The 16,382-nt window shown below is 61.0% G+C and carries 15 protein-coding genes; 7 read left to right on the forward strand and 8 right to left on the reverse strand.

Features of this window, described 5'->3' with window-relative positions; translation table 11 throughout:
• Positions 1 to 18 precede the first annotated feature (18 nt).
• The gene (locus tag ACEUCR_RS17055; protein ID WP_041999149.1) at positions 19 to 921 is read right to left on the reverse strand and encodes a bifunctional GNAT family N-acetyltransferase/hotdog fold thioesterase; all 903 of its coding nucleotides are present in this window, start codon (positions 919 to 921) and stop codon (positions 19 to 21) included.
• A gap of 51 nt (positions 922 to 972) precedes the next feature.
• Between ACEUCR_RS17055 and ACEUCR_RS17060 the strand changes: the two genes are divergently transcribed.
• On the forward strand, positions 973 to 1,626 hold the full coding sequence (locus tag ACEUCR_RS17060; protein WP_408791555.1) for a spermidine synthase: 654 nt from the start codon (positions 973 to 975) through the stop codon (positions 1,624 to 1,626).
• A gap of 6 nt (positions 1,627 to 1,632) precedes the next feature.
• Here the strand turns inward: ACEUCR_RS17060 and dtd are convergent, their stop codons facing one another.
• The 3 genes from dtd to typA form a co-directional block, all read right to left on the reverse strand.
• Complete coding sequence (gene dtd, locus ACEUCR_RS17065) at positions 1,633 to 2,070, reverse strand: D-aminoacyl-tRNA deacylase (protein ID WP_408791557.1); 438 nt, start codon at positions 2,068 to 2,070, stop codon at positions 1,633 to 1,635.
• A gap of 103 nt (positions 2,071 to 2,173) precedes the next feature.
• Positions 2,174 to 3,046, reverse strand: coding sequence for a virulence factor BrkB family protein (locus ACEUCR_RS17070; protein ID WP_041999144.1), 873 nt, complete (start codon positions 3,044 to 3,046; stop codon positions 2,174 to 2,176).
• Positions 3,047 to 3,294: 248 nt separating this feature from the next.
• A complete protein-coding gene (typA, locus tag ACEUCR_RS17075; protein ID WP_041999142.1) occupies positions 3,295 to 5,106 on the reverse strand; it encodes a translational GTPase TypA in 1,812 nt (603 codons plus the stop codon).
• A 348-nt stretch (positions 5,107 to 5,454) separates the two neighbouring features.
• Here typA and glnA point away from each other — a divergent pair, with 348 nt between their 5' ends.
• The 5 genes from glnA to add all read left to right on the forward strand — a co-directional run bounded on the left by glnA (position 5,455) and on the right by add (position 11,294).
• Positions 5,455 to 6,864 carry a glutamate--ammonia ligase gene (glnA, locus tag ACEUCR_RS17080; protein ID WP_111874176.1) on the forward strand — a complete coding sequence of 470 codons (1,410 nt, stop codon included), beginning with the start codon at positions 5,455 to 5,457 and terminating at the stop codon, positions 6,862 to 6,864.
• A gap of 95 nt (positions 6,865 to 6,959) precedes the next feature.
• Complete coding sequence (locus ACEUCR_RS17085) at positions 6,960 to 7,520, forward strand: DUF4124 domain-containing protein (RefSeq protein WP_408791560.1); 561 nt, start codon at positions 6,960 to 6,962, stop codon at positions 7,518 to 7,520.
• 80 nt (positions 7,521 to 7,600) lie between these two features.
• A complete protein-coding gene (gene glnL, locus ACEUCR_RS17090) occupies positions 7,601 to 8,656 on the forward strand; it encodes a nitrogen regulation protein NR(II) (protein WP_041999133.1) in 1,056 nt (351 codons plus the stop codon).
• Positions 8,657 to 8,665: 9 nt separating this feature from the next.
• Positions 8,666 to 10,084: a nitrogen regulation protein NR(I) gene (gene glnG, locus ACEUCR_RS17095; RefSeq protein ID WP_041999130.1), complete on the forward strand. Its 1,419-nt coding sequence runs from the start codon at positions 8,666 to 8,668 to the stop codon at positions 10,082 to 10,084.
• 208 nt (positions 10,085 to 10,292) lie between these two features.
• A complete protein-coding gene (gene add, locus ACEUCR_RS17100) occupies positions 10,293 to 11,294 on the forward strand; it encodes an adenosine deaminase (protein ID WP_408791562.1) in 1,002 nt (333 codons plus the stop codon).
• 78 nt (positions 11,295 to 11,372) lie between these two features.
• Here the strand turns inward: add and hemN are convergent, their stop codons facing one another.
• From hemN to ACEUCR_RS17120, 4 genes are all read right to left on the reverse strand, one after another.
• Positions 11,373 to 12,746 (reverse strand): oxygen-independent coproporphyrinogen III oxidase, encoded by a 1,374-nt coding sequence (hemN, locus tag ACEUCR_RS17105; RefSeq protein ID WP_111874172.1) that lies wholly within the window; start codon positions 12,744 to 12,746, stop codon positions 11,373 to 11,375.
• Between the two features lie 27 nt (positions 12,747 to 12,773).
• Complete coding sequence (locus ACEUCR_RS17110; protein ID WP_041999285.1) at positions 12,774 to 13,214, reverse strand: DUF2489 domain-containing protein; 441 nt, start codon at positions 13,212 to 13,214, stop codon at positions 12,774 to 12,776.
• 11 nt (positions 13,215 to 13,225) lie between these two features.
• Complete coding sequence (gene yihI / locus ACEUCR_RS17115; protein ID WP_408791564.1) at positions 13,226 to 13,798, reverse strand: Der GTPase-activating protein YihI; 573 nt, start codon at positions 13,796 to 13,798, stop codon at positions 13,226 to 13,228.
• 794 nt (positions 13,799 to 14,592) lie between these two features.
• Positions 14,593 to 15,210: a c-type cytochrome gene (locus ACEUCR_RS17120; RefSeq protein WP_041999116.1), complete on the reverse strand. Its 618-nt coding sequence runs from the start codon at positions 15,208 to 15,210 to the stop codon at positions 14,593 to 14,595.
• 142 nt (positions 15,211 to 15,352) lie between these two features.
• Between ACEUCR_RS17120 and yihA the strand changes: the two genes are divergently transcribed.
• Positions 15,353 to 16,003: a ribosome biogenesis GTP-binding protein YihA/YsxC gene (gene yihA, locus ACEUCR_RS17125; RefSeq protein WP_041999114.1), complete on the forward strand. Its 651-nt coding sequence runs from the start codon at positions 15,353 to 15,355 to the stop codon at positions 16,001 to 16,003.
• Positions 16,004 to 16,382: the final 379 nt, after the last annotated feature.

Consider the following 16,382-nt stretch of genomic DNA (forward strand, 5'->3'; position numbering starts at 1 on the left):
TGCAGGACAAGCCCCGCCCTAGCCGCGCCTCACCGGTTGCACCACATAATGGCCGAGGAACTCGGCGGCGAGCCGGCAGCCGCTGAACAGCTGGATCTTGAGGCTGAACCTGGCGGACTGGCCCGCCTTGAGTGGCGCCAGCACGGCGGGCATGCCTTCCCGGGCGACCCGCGCCTCCGGCTCCTCGGTGACGGGACGGTAGTATTTGATCTCCCCCTGGGCCAGCACGGTGTCTCCCACCAGCCCCTCCTCCTTGAGTTGCAGCCAGATGAGGCCCCAACCCGCCAGCACGCACTGGCTGTAGATGCTGCCGGCGAACATGGTGTCATGGACGTTGAGGTTGGCCGCCAGGTTGGCCTTGAGGTGGAAGGTCTGGCCGTCATAGTGGGTGATGTGCACCCCCATCTTCTCGCTGATGGGGATGCCCCGCGACCAGCGGGTGGTGAGATCCTGACACCACTGGGGACGATACTGGATGGTCTGCAAGGGGCTCAGGGACTTGATCATCTGCCGATGGGGGATGCGGCCAAAGGAGACGGGGCCCTCGCCCACCTCGAGGAAGCCGCACTTGCGATAAAACTCCACCGCCTCCTGGCGGGCGTTCATGACCAGGCGCTTGACCTTCTCCTGGCAGGCGAGCTGCTCCAGATCCGCCACCATGCGCGCCCCCAGTCCCTGGCCGCGATACTCTGGCAGCATGGCCATGAAACGGATCTGGGCCTCGTCTCCCCCGACGAACAGCCGTCCCACGGCGATGGGAGTACCATCGGGGGCCAGCATCATCCGATGAATGGCAACCGAATCGTATTCGTCCCGCTCCGAGCCCAGGGGGAAGTTGAATGGCTTGCGCAGCAGTTCCCAGCGCAGTTGATAATACGCCTCCAGCTCCGACTCCGTTTGAGGGGTTACCACCCGGTACATAGCGACATCCTTGAGTTACACTGGTCGAAAGCCATCTTGCCGTGCAATTTCATGGACTTCAATCTACAGACGTATCGCGCCGAACAGTTATTGCACCTGGGAGTCAGTCCGGCTCGCCGCATCTGCGTACAGCAAAACGAGCTGCATCGCTGGCTGGAGATCGACGGAGTGGTGCAGTCCGCCATGATCCTCAGCGCCCCTCATCGCCTCTGCCTGCCCCATCAACAGACCATCGCCGCCCTGCTGCCGGAGCGGGCCAGCCGCGTGCTCGAGCTGGGGCTGGGGGGCGGAGACATGGGCCGCCATCTGCAGGCCCGCTGGCCTGAGGCAGAATTTGACGGCGTGGATCTCGATGCCGAGGTGATCGGCCTCTATCGCGACTTTTTCATGACAGACGAGGCCCTCGGCCGCCAGCGGCTCCATCGGGCCGATGCCCTCTCTTTCCTGATCGAGATGCCGGGATGCCATGACCTGATCCTGGTCGACCTATTCAGTCAGGATGGCAACCCCCCGCTCCTGTTCGCCCCCGACTTCTATCAGGCCCTGGCCGCCCGGCTGGAAGGCGAGCTTATCATGAACCTGCTGCCAAGGACGGGCCGAGAGCTGGACCGGGTGCTGACCCTGGTCGAACACTGGATTGGCCCGGCGCAGCTGCGCGGCGTGCCCGGCTGTCTCAACCGGATAGTCCACGCCAGGAAAGGCTGAGCGACACTAGACCTGCAACCAGAAGGTGACCGGGCCATCGTTGAGCAGGCTGACCTTCATGTCCGCGGCAAACCGGCCGGTTTGTGTCGGCAGATTGTTGGCACGGGCCCGGGCCACGAAGTAGTCGTAGAGCCGCTTCGCATCGGCGGGATGAGCGCCACCGGAGAAGCTGGGGCGCATTCCCCGACCTGTGTCTGCCGCCAGGGTGAACTGGGAAACCACCAGCAGGCTGCCGCCGACCTGGCCCACATTGAGGTTCATCTTGCCCTCGGCATCGGAGAAGATGCGATAGCCGCTCACCCTGTGCAGCAACTTGTCGGCCTTGGCCTCGTCATCTCCCTGCTCCACCCCGAGCAGTACCAACAACCCCTGGCCGATGGCGCCGATGACCTCCCCCTCGACGGTGACGCTGGCCTCGCTGACCCGCTGAATCAATGCAATCACTCGCAGCTCCTCTGACTGACAACCCTGGAAATGAAACGACCGCCTCAGGGGCGGTCGTCGATGCTACCAATAAAACGGGGGGCAAGGCGATGATTCAGATGGCTCAGGCCAGCTCGTCGCTCCCCGGCTTCTCGTACTCCCCGAGGCAGGCGGTGGTCTCGGCGCCGAGCAAGACCACCAGCCAGCTCAGATAGACCCAGACGAACAGGATCGGAATGGTCGCCAGGGCACCATAAATGGCCTGATAGGAGGGGAAGTTGGTGATGTAGAGCGCGAAACCGCGCTTGGCCAGCTCGAACAGCACGGCCGCCACCAGGGCGCCGATCAGCGCATGCACCAGCCGCACCTTGCAGTTGGGCACCACGGTATAGATCAGCAGGAAGCCGAACACCGAAAACAGAAACGGCAGGCTGCGCAGCAGCAGGTAACCGACGCCGAACAGGCTGTCCGCGGCAAACAGCCTGAGGGAGAGGATGTAGGAGGAGATGGCGATGCTGGCACCGATGAGCACAGGGCCCAGGGTCAGTATCATCCAGTACATGGCAAAGGCCTGACCCAGGGGGCGGCTCTGGGTGGAGCGCCAGATGTAGTTGAGGTTCTTGTCGATGGCCGAGATCAGCATCAGGGCCACCACCACCAGGGCGCCTATGCCCACCGCAGTGGTGTTGGTGGCGTTGGCCACGAAGCCGTCGATGTACTCCTTGAGCATCTCTCCCGCGGTAGGCACGAAGTTGTGATAGACGAACTGCTCCATCGCCTGTTTCAGGCTCTGGAAGACGGGAAAGGCGGACATCATGCCGAATACCACGGCGATCATGGGCACCAGGGAGAGCAGGGTGACATAGGCCAGATAGCCGGCGGTGACGGTCAGCCTGTCCTGCTGAAAACGGCCCCAGACGAACTGGGCAAAATGGCGGCCATCATGGCGCAAGAAGGAGGAGGCATGCGCCAGCTGGCGACGAAGATGATGCTGCATATTGGCTTCCTGACGAACAAATCATGACGCTATTGTGCCAGCTTAGCCCCCGGATTGCCCGATACCGAACGAAATGAGTCCCGAGATCGGCCCGCGCCGGCCTGTGACGCCCCCACCTTCTGGCCATGAAGAGCCGTGGTGCACTAAGCCCTTCCCAAGCATCGCCCATAAAAAAGTCCGAACGCCTGGGGCGTTCGGACTCTGATTGCCGTCATTCGGGCCGGTTCAGCGGCCCGATGAGGGAGGGATCAGGCGCGGCCGGCGCGCTTGCGATCCATCTCGGTCAGCAGCTTTTTACGGATGCGGATGGCCTTGGGCGTGATTTCCACCAGCTCGTCGTTGTCGATGAACTCCAGAGCCTGCTCCAGGGTCATGCGGATCGGCGGAGTCAGCACCTGGGCTTCGTCGGTACCGGAGGCACGCATGTTGGTCAGCTGCTTGCCTTTCAGGCAGTTGACGGTCAGGTCGTTGGAACGGGAGTGGATCCCGATCACCTGGCCTTCGTATACCTCGGTCGCGTGACCGATGAACAGGCGACCACGGTCCTGCAGACCGAACAGGGCGAAGGTCAGGGCCTTGCCGGTAGCGTTGGAGATCAGCACGCCGTTCTGACGCTCGCCGATGCTGCCACCCTTGTGCGGACCGTAGTGGTCGAAGGTGTGGTACAGCAGACCGGTGCCTGAGGTCATGGTCAGGAACTCGGTCTGGAAGCCGATCAGGCCACGGCTCGGGATCATGAAGTCCAGACGGACACGGCCCTTGCCATCCGGGGTCATGTTGGTCATCTCGCCCTTACGCAGGCCGAGTTGCTCCATGACGGAACCCTGGTGGGCTTCTTCCACGTCGACAGTGACAGTTTCGAACGGTTCTTGCAGAACGCCATCCACGGTGCGCAGGATAACTTCCGGACGGGAAACCGCCAGTTCGTAGCCTTCGCGACGCATGTTTTCGATCAGGATGGAGAGGTGCAGTTCACCACGGCCGGAGACGCGGAACTTGTCCGGATCTTCGGTCTCTTCCACGCGCAGGGCCACGTTGTGGACCAGTTCCTGGTTCAGGCGCTCCAGGATGTTGCGGGAGGTGACGAACTTGCCTTCTTTACCGGCGAACGGCGAGGTGTTGACCTGGAAGGTCATGTTCACGGTCGGCTCGTCGACGGAGAGGGGCGGCAGCGCTTCCACGGCGTTGTTGTCACAGATGGTGTCGGAAATCTTCAGCTCGCCCAGACCGGTGATGGCGATGATGTCGCCCGCTTGCGCGTCGGTCACTTCGGTACGGGACAGACCCAGGTAACCCAGGACCTGACCGACCTTGCCGGTACGGTTCTTGCCGTTGGCACCGACGATGGTGACCTGCTGGTTGGTCTTGACGCGGCCGCGGGTGATGCGGCCGATGCCGATGACGCCCACGTAGGAGTTGTAGTCCAGCTGGGAGATCTGCATCTGGAAACCACCGTCGGCATCGGCCGCAGGCGCTTCCACGTTGTCGACGATGGCCTGGAACAGGGGTTCCATGTTGTCGGATTCAACGTTCGGATCCAGGGTGGCAAAACCGTTCAGTGCAGAGGCGTAAACAACCTTGAAGTCCAGTTGCTCATCGGTGGCACCCAGGTTGTCGAACAGATCGAAGACCTGATCCATGACCCAGTCGGGGCGCGCGCCCGGACGGTCGATCTTGTTGATGACCACGATGGGCTTCAGGCCCTGGGCAAATGCCTTCTGGGTCACGAAGCGGGTTTGCGGCATGGGGCCGTCAACGGCGTCGACCAGCAGCAGCACTGAGTCAACCATGGAGAGCACGCGCTCAACCTCACCACCGAAGTCGGCGTGACCCGGGGTATCTACGATGTTGATGCGGTAGTCGTTCCAGCGGATGGCAGTGTTCTTGGCGAGAATGGTGATGCCACGTTCCCGTTCCAGATCATTGGAGTCCATGATCCGTTCCTGACCTTCGCTGGTGCGGTCCAGAGTACCGGACTGCTGCAGCAGCTTGTCCACCAGGGTTGTCTTGCCGTGGTCAACGTGCGCAATAATCGCAATATTGCGTAAATTCTCTAACATTCTCGCCTCAATCACCGGGTAAAATTGGGCGCTAATTGTACTCTCGCCTTTGTGATCTGCCTAGCAGAATCGCAGTAGATTCACGCATGACAGTGGATCTGGATCATGGACCCGGGGCAACAAGCCTGTTTAGATGGGACTTCGTGGCCGTCGCACTGGTTTGGTGCACCAAAAAGATCCCTGAATGCACCAATATGATGCACGTCGGCATGAACCCAGCTGGTTTTGGGACGCCAAGATGCGGCAACTGCCCTGAAATCAAGCTGTCACAAACTTGGCACGATACTCGCTTATGTGAATCTGATGACGCATTCACCCAAAGAGTTTTAACACCGGAGGTTACTTAGCATGTCAGCTCAGAACGTAATGGCCTTGATCCAGGAACATGAAGTCAAGTTTGTCGACCTGCGCTTTACCGACACCAAGGGTAAAGAGCAGCACGTTTCCATTCCCTCCCACCAGATCGACGAAGACTTCTTCGAAGACGGCAAGATGTTCGATGGCTCCTCCATCGGCGGCTGGAAGGGCATCAACGAGTCTGACATGGTGCTGATGCCGGATCCGGCCTCCGCCAAGCTGGATCCGTTCACCGAAGAGACCACCCTGAACATCGTCTGCGACATCCTGGAACCGGCCACCATGCAGGGCTACGACCGCGATCCGCGCTCCATCGCCAAGCGTGCCGAAGACTTCCTGAAGTCCAGCGGCATCGCCGATACCGTGCTGTTCGGACCGGAACCCGAGTTCTTCATGTTCGACAACATCACCTTCTCGAACACCATGGGTCACAGCTTCGTCAAGATCGAATCCGAAGAAGCGGCCTGGAACTCCGGCACCGCCTACGAGCACGGCAACAAGGGTCACCGTCCCTTCGTCAAGGGTGGCTACTTCCCGGTTGCACCGGTTGACTCCTCCCAGGACATCCGCGCCGCCATGTGTCTGGTGCTGGAAGAGATGGGCCAGGTCGTCGAGGCTCACCACCACGAAGTGGCCACTGCCGGTCAGAACGAGATCGCCACCCGCTTCAACACCCTCACCCTGAAAGCGGACGAAGTGCAGGTATTGAAGTACGTGATCCACAACGTGGCCCACGCCTACAACAAGACCGTCACCTTCATGCCCAAACCCATGTTCGGTGACAACGGCTCAGGCATGCACTGCCACCAGTCCCTGGCCAAAGACGGCGTCAACCTGTTCGCGGGTGACCTGTACGGCGGTCTGTCCGAGATGGCACTGCACTACATCGGCGGCATCATCAAGCACGCCAAGGCCATCAACGCCTTCGCCAACCCGACCACCAACTCCTACAAGCGTCTGGTGCCGGGTTACGAAGCGCCGGTCATGCTGGCCTACTCCGCCCGCAACCGCTCTGCCTCCATCCGCATCCCCGTGGTGCCGAGCCCGAAAGCCCGCCGCATCGAGGTGCGCTTCCCGGATCCGGCTGCCAACCCGTACCTGGCCTTTGCAGCCCAGCTGATGGCCGGCCTGGACGGCATCATCAACAAGATCCATCCGGGCGATGCCATGGACAAGAACCTGTACGACCTGCCGCCGGAAGAAGCCGCCGAAGTGCCGACCGTGGCCGGCTCTCTGGACGAGGCCCTGGCCGCACTGGACAGCGATCGCGAGTTCCTGACCCGTGGCGGCGTGTTCAGCGATGACTTCATCAACTCCTACCTGGAACTGAAACAGCAGGATGTTGACCGTGTGCGCATGACCCCGCACCCGCTGGAGTTCGAGCTGTACTACTCCGTCTGATCGACACAGTCAGTACCAAATGGATAATAAAACCCGCCTCATGGCGGGTTTTTTCTCTGTTAGGCTTTAAGCGGGATCCCATCAAGGAGAGAGGAATGAACCTCAGCCGCCTGGCCGGATTATTGTTGCTGGCAAGCCTGGGCGCCCATGGCGCCAAGATCTATTCCTGGGTCGATAGCCGGGGGATCACCCACTACACCAATGCCCCCCCCGCTGGCCAGAAGAGCCAGGAGATCGACCTGCGGGTCGCCCCCCTGGTCGGCACTATGCCCCAGTCGGTACAGGTCGCCAATTACCACCACCTGACCGGCACCGATCTGAAACAGACCGATCTGGCCATCACCCTGATCTCTCCCGAAGCGGAGAGCACGCTGCGCGACAACACGGGCAACATCGTCTTCGAGGCGCGCATCACCCCCACCCCTCCCACCCAATTCGACCTGCGCCTGCTGCTCGACGGCAAGGAACGCGCCCGGGCCAGCAACACCCTGATGCTACGCCTTGAGAACCTGGATCGGGGCACCCATAAGGTGCAACTCGAGTTGCTGGCAAAAGACGGTACGATCCTTGCTAAATCGGAGATAGTGACTTTCTACCTGCACAGGACCAGAGTCAATCAGGCCGCTGCCGCCAGCGCCACGCCTCGCAAGGGGTGATCCTCTGCACCGATGCAGGTAGACTGAATGCACTATATTGGTGCATCGCCGGTGTGTAGCACCGTTTTAGGGAGAAACCTGTGCCAGTCCGCTCGGATCAAGCCAAGACATTACTCGACAACCTGCTGACCGCCGTCATCCTGATGGATGAGCGCCTCTGCATCCAGTTCGTCAACCCGGCGGCAGAACAGCTGCTCTCCCTCAGTCAACGCCGGCTGATCGGGCTGGAACTGCCCCATCTGCTGGAGCACATCTCCCTCGACCTGAACCGGTTTCGTCAGTGCCTGGCATCGGGTCAGGGCTTCACCGACAGCGAAGTGACCCTGGTGGTGGAAGGAGAGCCGCGCCTGGTCGAGCTCAGTGCCAGCCCGCTGGCCGACCATGAACACAGGTTGATCGTGGTGGAGCTGCGCAAGATAGACCAGCAGAAGAAGATCAGTCAGGAGCTGCAGCAACATGCCCAGCAACAGGCGGCCAGAGAGCTGGTGCGCGGCCTGGCCCACGAGATCAAGAACCCCCTCGGCGGCCTGCGTGGCGCCGCCCAGCTGCTGCAAAAGGAGCTGCCCAACCCGGCGCTGCGCGAATATACCGGCATCATCATAGAGCAGGCCGACAGGCTGCGGTTGCTGGTCGACCGGCTGCTCGGCCCCCAGCGCCCCGGCCGCCATCAGGTGCACAATGTCCACTCTGTGCTGGAGCAGGTGCGCCGCCTGGTGGAGCTGGAGTTGCCCGGCGGGATCCGCATCGAGCGGGATTACGACCCCAGCATCCCCGAGTTCGAGATGGAGCCGGATCAGCTGCAGCAGGCGTTCCTCAACATAGTGCGCAATGCCGCCGAGGCCCTGGGCAACCAGACCGGCCTCATCAGCATTCGCACCCGCACCGTGTTCCAGATCACCATCCACGGCCAGCGCTACCGCCTGGCGGCCGAGATCAAGATCATCGACAACGGCCCCGGCATCCCGGATGCCATCCGCGACACCCTCTTCTACCCCATGATCACCGGCAAGGAGGGGGGCACAGGCCTGGGGCTCTCCATCGCCCAGAATCTGATCGATCAGCACAAGGGCCGCATCGACTGCATCAGTTGGCCGGGCCACACCGAGTTCACCGTTTATCTACCGCTTCGCAAATAAGGGATCTTCATGACCGCAAAAGTATGGATCGTCGATGACGACAGCTCGATCCGCTGGGTGCTGGAGCGCACCCTCGGCAGCGAAGGATTCGAGTGCGAGAGCTTCGCCGATGGCGAGGCCCTGCTGCACTCCCTGGAAGCGCGCACCCCGGATGTGATCCTGTCCGATATCCGCATGCCCGGCATCGATGGCCTCAGCCTGCTGGAGCAGATCCACCGTCGTCAGGCGGACCTGCCCATCATCATCATGACCGCCCATTCCGACCTCGACGCCGCCGTCAACGCCTACCAGCGTGGCGCCTTCGAATACCTGCCCAAGCCGTTCGACATCGAGGAAGCGGTCACCCTGGTGCGCCGGGCCGAGAATCACCTCAAGGAGCAGCGCACCAAGCGCAAGGCCCGCCAGCAGGACGCCGGCAGCAGCCCGGAGATCATCGGCGAGGCTCCCGCCATGCAGGAGGTATTTCGCGCCATCGGACGACTGTCGCGCTCCAGCATCTCTGTGCTCATCAACGGCCAGAGTGGCACCGGCAAGGAGCTGGTCGCCCATGCCCTGCACCGCCACAGCCCGCGGGCCCACAAGAACTTCATCGCCCTCAACATGGCGGCCATCCCGAAGGATCTCATCGAATCCGAGCTGTTTGGTCACGAGAAGGGCGCCTTCACCGGTGCCAACAACATACGCCACGGCCGCTTCGAGCAGGCCGATGGCGGCACCCTGTTTCTCGACGAGATAGGCGATATGCCGCTGGACGTGCAGACCCGGTTGCTGCGGGTGCTGGCGGACGGTCAGTTCTATCGGGTTGGCGGCCATCAGCCGGTGCAGGTGGACGTGCGCATCATCGCCGCCACCCATCAGAATCTGGAGAAACGGGTCGCCGACGGCGAGTTTCGCGAAGACCTGTTTCACCGCCTCAACGTCATTCGCATTCACATTCCGGCCCTCAGGGAGCGACGGGAGGACATCCCCCAGCTCGCCCACCACTTCCTGCTGCGGGCCGCCAAGGAGCTCAACGTCGAGGCCAAGAGCCTGCACCCGGATACCCAGGCCTTCATCAGCCGGCTGCCCTGGCCGGGCAACGTGCGCCAGCTGGAGAACGTCTGCCGCTGGCTCACCGTCATGGCCTCGGGTCAGGAGGTGCTGGTCGCCGACCTGCCCACCGAGCTGCTGACCCCCATCGCCACCGTCGCCGAACCGGGTCAGCCCGCCCTCGCCGGCGGTTGGCAACAGCAGCTGCGCGACTGGGTCGCCAGCAAGCTGGCCCTGGGGGAGATAGACATACTTGCCGACGCCATGCCCCAGTTCGAGAGGATCATGCTGGAAACGGCGCTGGAGCATACCCATGGCCACAAGCAGGAAGCGGCGCGCCTGCTCGGTTGGGGCCGCAATACCCTCACCCGCAAACTCAAGGAGCTCGATTTCTCCTGAGCATCGGCCGGCCCCCGCCCAAGGGGGCCCCGCCATCCCCCCAGCCAACGTCATGACAACCCCAGGTCCTGCCCGGCCCACCAGAAAAACGCTTACCATCACGCCGACGGCAATCCAGGCCCCTTTGCTTTCAAACAGGGTATCTTTTTTGTCATCCCCGCCTAGAATGACTAGCTTCTCTATCATCGGCTCGAAGAAGGCACCCCTCATGATTGACAGATCCCTCCCCCTGACCGACCTCCATCGTCACCTGGACGGCAACATCCGGGCCCAGACCATCCTCGAGCTCGGCCGTCAGCACAACATAGCCCTGCCCGCGCTCGAGCTGGAGGCGCTGCGCCCCCATGTGCAGATCGTCGAGAAGGAGCCGAGCCTGGTTGCCTTCCTCAAGAAGCTGGACTGGGGCGTGGCCGTGCTGGCGGATTATGACGCCTGCCGCCGGGTCGCCTACGAGAATGCCGAAGACCTGCTGCACGCCGGCATCGACTATGCCGAGCTGCGCTTCAGCCCGGCCTACATGGCGATGGCCCACAAGCTGGATCCCCAAGGGGTGGTGGAGGCGGTGATCGACGGCGTCCAGGCCGGCTGCCGCGACTTCGGCGTCAAGGCCAAGCTCATCGGCATCATGAGCCGCACCTTCGGCACCGAGCAGTGCCGCCGCGAGCTGGAGGCCTGCCTGGCCCACTGCAACCAGCTGGTCGCCATCGATCTCGCCGGTGACGAACTGGGCTTTCCCGGCGAGCTGTTCACCGAGCATTTTCGCCGGGTGCGCGATGCCGGTCTCCATGTCACCGTCCATGCCGGTGAGGCCGCCGGCCCCGAAAGCATGTGGCAGGCCATTCGCGATCTGGGGGCGACTCGCATCGGCCACGGGGTCAAGGCGGTGCAGGATCCGCGCCTGATGGATTATCTGGCCGAGCACGGCATCGGCATCGAGTCCTGCCTCACCTCCAACCTGCAGACCAGCACAGTGGAGAGCCTGCAACGCCACCCGATCCGCCAGTTCCTGGACCATGGCGTGCTCGCCTGCCTCAATACCGACGATCCTGCGGTGGAAGGCATAGAGCTGCGCCACGAATACGAGGTAGCCGCCCCGGCCGCCGGTCTCAGCGCCAGCCAGATACGCAGCGCCCAGGAGAATGGCCTCAAGCTGGCCTTCCTGAGCAAGCAGGAGAAGGCCGAGCTGGCCGCCAGCGCCGTCGCCCGCTAAGAGCCCATCAGGGCGGCCCTGACAGCAATAAAAAAACCGCCGAGGCGGTTTTTTTATTGCGTGCATAAGGGCTCTGGTTCAGATCACCCGGGAGAACTGCTGGGCCCGCGCCGCGTTGCGCAGATAGACATCGAAGCACATGCAGATGTTGCGAATGAGCAGCTGGCCCGTGCCGACCACCGTCAGGCCTGTGTCGGTCAGGCGCACCAGACCATCGTCGACAAAGGTCTGCAACAGCTTGAGATCGTCGGCAAAATACTGGGCGAACACCAGGTCATGGGCCTGCTCGACTGCGGTGAAATCCAGGGAGAAGTCGCAGATGAGGCGTTTTATCACCTCCCGACGGATCAGGTCGTCCCGGTTGAGGGAGCACCCCTTCCACTGGGCATGGCCCAGCGTTTCCACCTGGGCGTAGTAGGCCTTGAGATCCTTCTGATTCTGGGAGTAGGCATCCCCCATCATGCTGATGGAGGAGACCCCCAGCCCCAGCAGGTCGCAATCCCCCTGGGTGGTGTAGCCCTGGAAATTGCGATGCAGGGTGCCGTTGCGCTGGGCGACGGCCAGCTCGTCATCGGGCTTGGCGAAGTGATCCATGCCGATGAACTGGTAGCCCTGGCCGGTGAGGAAGGCGATGGTGTCCTGCAGCATGGCCAGCTTCTCCCGAGGGGCCGGCATATCCGCCTCTTTCAGCTTGTGCTGGGCGGCAAAGCGGCTCGGCAGGTGGGCATAGTTGAAGATGGAGAGCCGGGCCGGATCCGTTTTGAGCACCTCCTCCAGGGTGTGGTGGAAGCTGTCACGGTTCTGGTGCGGCAGGCCGTAGATGAGATCCAGGTTGGTGGATCTGAACCCCAGCTCCCGCGCCCGCTCCAGCATGGCACGAATGAAGTCGTTGTCCTGCTCCCGGTTGACCGCCGCCTGTACCTGCTTGTTGAAGTCCTGCACGCCAAGACTGATCCGGTTGAAACCAAGCTCCCGCAGCACGTCCAGCATGGAGAGTGCGATCTCCCGCGGATCCACCTCTATGCTGATCTCCCCCTCCTCGGCGAAGTGGAAGTGTTGCCGCAGCATGGCCATCAGCCGTCGGGTCTGGGCTTCATCCAGATAGGTGGGTGTGCCGCCCCCCCAGTGCAGCTGCGTCACGGTGCGATTGGCAAACAGGGGGGCCTGGGCGGCAATCTCCCGCTCCAGATAGTCGAGATACTGATCGGCCTTGTGCTGATGGCGCGTGATCACCTTGTTGCAGCCACAGTAGTAGCAGAGCTTGTGGCAGAAGGGGATGTGCACATAGAGCGAGAGATTGCGCTGGGGATACTGGCCGGCGGCGCGGACGAAATCCGGATAACCGAACGCCTCGTTGAATTCCAGCGCGGTGGGATAGGAGGTATAACGGGGGCCGCTGTGGTTGTACTTCTCGATCAGCGCCTGATCCCACACTATCGGTTCGACTCGCACACTTGCTTCCTCATGGGTTGGCCGGGATCACTTGCCCAGCTGAAAATCCTTCAACAGGGCCACATCCTTGAGGATCTGCGCCTCCAGTTCGACCTCGTAGCCGCTGCGCTCCAGATCCATCTTCATGATCTCGTTGCGCTTGAGCGCCTTGCGCGCCTCATGGGTCGGCATCTCCTTCACCTTCTCATACAAGCCGTACAGACCGGGGAACTCCTCGGCAAAGGCGCGCCCCTCCTTGATCTGCAAGGCATTGAGCAGGTTGGTCAGGCGGATGGCCCCTTCCGAGTAGTCGCACTGACCATCGCGCACCGCATGGGCGATGACGCGTACGCTGTCGAGGATGCGCTCGTTGCGTGCCTGGATGGCCTGCTCCTGTTGCTCCGTCTGGCGTCGTACCCTGGCCAGCAGCATGCCGGCATAGACGGCCAGACCGAGCAAGACAAGGCTACCCGCCAGGGTAGCCAGCATCAGGGCGCCGCTCACTTTTTCTTGGGCTCTGCTTGTTGCGGTTGGTAATCCGCCTTGGTGAAGCGATCCCACAGATCCTCTTCGCTCGCGGGAGCCTGCGTCTGCTCGGCATCCTCCGCCAGGAAGGTGGACTCGTCTTCGTCCTCGTCATCTATGATGCCGAGTTCATCCATCAGCTCCTGATAGCGATCGACCCGCTGGTCGACCCAGGCCTGATCGGCGGCGCTCAGGGTCTCGCCCTCATCCAGACGGTCGAGGAAGTCATTGAGACGGTCATCGTTTTCGATGGCGGCCAGCTCCTGCTCCGGGGTCAGCTTGAGGATCTTCTCTCTGGCGACCTGGGCGAGCTGCGGCTTGCTCTGTTTATCGTCAACGATCAGCACCACCGGCTTGCGCGATCCCAGGCGGGGATCCTGTGCCTGCTTGTTGCCCTTGTTGCGCTTGGGCTCGGCGACCTGCTGGCGCGTCCCCGCCTTCAGACCTTTGCGCCGGGCGGCACGCTTGCGCTCACGGCCTTCCTGGGCACTGGCATCTGATTCTTTACGCTTACCCGTGGGTTTGCGACTGGGTTGTTTGGCCGACATGAATGACTCCGGGACATTGCTGGATATAAAAACCGCCACGAGGCGCCATGGCGCCCGGGGGATAAGATGCTGACAATGAATGATCGAGGCGGCACAGGATCCGGCATCATGGCTGCCCCGCAGGGCAACTGAACAGCGCAGGATCGGTACCCTCTGGGCATGTTGCTGGTATTTTGACACAAAATGCCGGCCCGGGTTAATCATCCAATAGAAAAAAGGCAGCCGAAGCTGCCTCTATATGCTGTGCGAGTCCCATCCTTATCGATGCCGCCCTTCCCTGGCGCCTCGCCTCATATCTTTATATGGGTCGTCCTGACCTTAGTGGATCATTCCTGAATATGCGTGTGCTTGCTTGTCTCGACGCGCTACCTCCCTGTGGTACGTCGACCCGATTGCATCCCGCGCCCCTCCCGTCCCAAGAGGTCATCATCCTGATGCTTCACTCCCTTGCCAGGCATCCCAGCCTGTCCCGGCATCCTTGCTCTCGCCCGCTCCCGGGCGAACCCTTGACCCGATCCCGAGTCATTCCCTGGCCGACACTCTATCAAGCTCGGGAGGTGACTCAATCCGATCGCGCTCTCGTGAGGGGGAAATGGTGACAAAAGAAATGAATAACCAATTAATAAATAATAACTTTATTTGATAAGACGTGATTTTTTCAGCCGAGGCCAACGCTCGAAATGGGAAATATCGCACAGGGAGAGGGGCAAAGCGGCAACCCATAAAACAAAGGAGCCCTTAGGCTCCCTGTTTCGCTATGCAGCTTGGCGACGCAAGCGGCCGCCATACCGTCATCAGTGCAATCCGGCCACGTACTTGGACAACACTTCGATATCGTGGTCCGTCAGCTTCTTGGCCACATCACGCATCATGCCATTGGGATCATTGTCGCGGGTCGCAGCCCGGAAACCTTCCAGCTGCGCCTTGATGTAGGCGGGATGCTGACCGGACAGGCTGGGATACTTGGCCTGTTCAACACCCACACCACGGGGACCATGGCAGGCGGCGCACGCAGGCAGGCCCCGGCTCATGTCACCCCCCATGTAGAGCGCCTTGCCTTCGGCAACGACCTCATCGGGCACCGCCACCGGCGTGATCTGCTGGCCGGAGAAATAGGCCGCCAGGTCATCCATGTCCTGATCGGACAAGGGCAGTGCCATGGGTCCCATGATGGGAGAAGCACGCCCCGTGGCGCCAGAAGCGGCAGCCTTCAGTTCCACTAACTGTTTTTTGATATATGATGCGTGCTGACCAGCAAGCTTGGGGTAAATATCAGCAGGACCATTGCCGTCCGGTCCATGACAGGCAGCGCACACCGCCGACTTGGTTTGTCCCGCAGCGGCATCGCCCTTGGCTTGTGCCATCCCCGTTACGCCAACCATCAGAGCAAGAGTAATGACTAGGTTCTTCATGGCGTTCCAACTTCTCGTTATTAGGCTTCCAGATCCCATGCCGCTGAAGGCATGTTAAAATAAACGCGTTTAAGCGACGCCATTTTACACGATTTCACAAAAAAGTAACTCTATAACCCTCTCTCTCCATGGGGAATTTACGTTGGATACACAAACTCTGAATTTCAATAAGGTGCATTTTGTGACCAGCGCACCCGACATCCGTCACCTGCCAAATGATGGGGGTGTCGAGATTGCGTTTGCCGGGCGTTCCAATGCCGGCAAGTCATCAGCCTTGAACACCTTGACCAAACACAAGAACCTGGCCCGCACCAGTAAAACGCCAGGCCGGACCCAGCTGATCAACCTGTTCGAGCTGGAACCGGGCAAGCGTCTGGTCGATCTGCCAGGTTACGGTTATGCCCAGGTTCCACTGGAAATGAAGCTAAAGTGGCAAAAGTCGCTGGCTGAATATCTGCAACGTCGTGAGTCTTTGAAAGGCTTGGTGATCCTGATGGACATCCGTCATCCGCTCAAAGAAACCGACATGAACATGCTGGAGTGGAGTTCCCACCGCGAACTGCCTGTCATGCTGCTGCTGACCAAGGCCGACAAGCTGAGTCCGGGGCCACGCAACAATCAGGTGATCAAGGTTCGCCAGGCGGTAGCCAATCTGGGCCCCCAGATCCAGGTTGAAGCCTTCTCCTCCCTCACTCAGATCGGGGTAGAGAAGTTGGCGCAGACCCTCAGTGGCTGGTACCTCTCTGGTGCGGCGGCCGAAGACGCCATCGATGCCGAATCCGACATCGAATAATCCTGCCACTTTTCAATTGGCGGAGCAGGCTCCGCCAATTGAAACCCCTCCCCAAACCACCTCATCTCCTCGCCCCCCTTCCGAAATCAAACCCCATCCCGCACGGGATAACTGACTGTTTTCAGTAAGCAACCACTTAATTCTCATCAAGAACAAACAAAACCATCAAATGATAACGTTTTCAACCTGGAGCTGTGTCAGCCAGCTAAAAATCGGCGATAAATACCAAACTGTAAGTTAATTACATTTAACGGCCGACATGGGATAAAAATGAGGCCAGTTCCCTGGGTAAGGAACCGGCCCGAAGATACTGTTCAAAATTGGGAAGAAATCCGTCTTGAGAAGAAATGACCACTGGGTTTACTCAAGAAACCCCATC

Origin of the sequence: Aeromonas bivalvium, from assembly GCF_046078285.1 — a bacterium.
Lineage (GTDB): Bacteria > Pseudomonadota > Gammaproteobacteria > Enterobacterales > Aeromonadaceae > Aeromonas > Aeromonas bivalvium.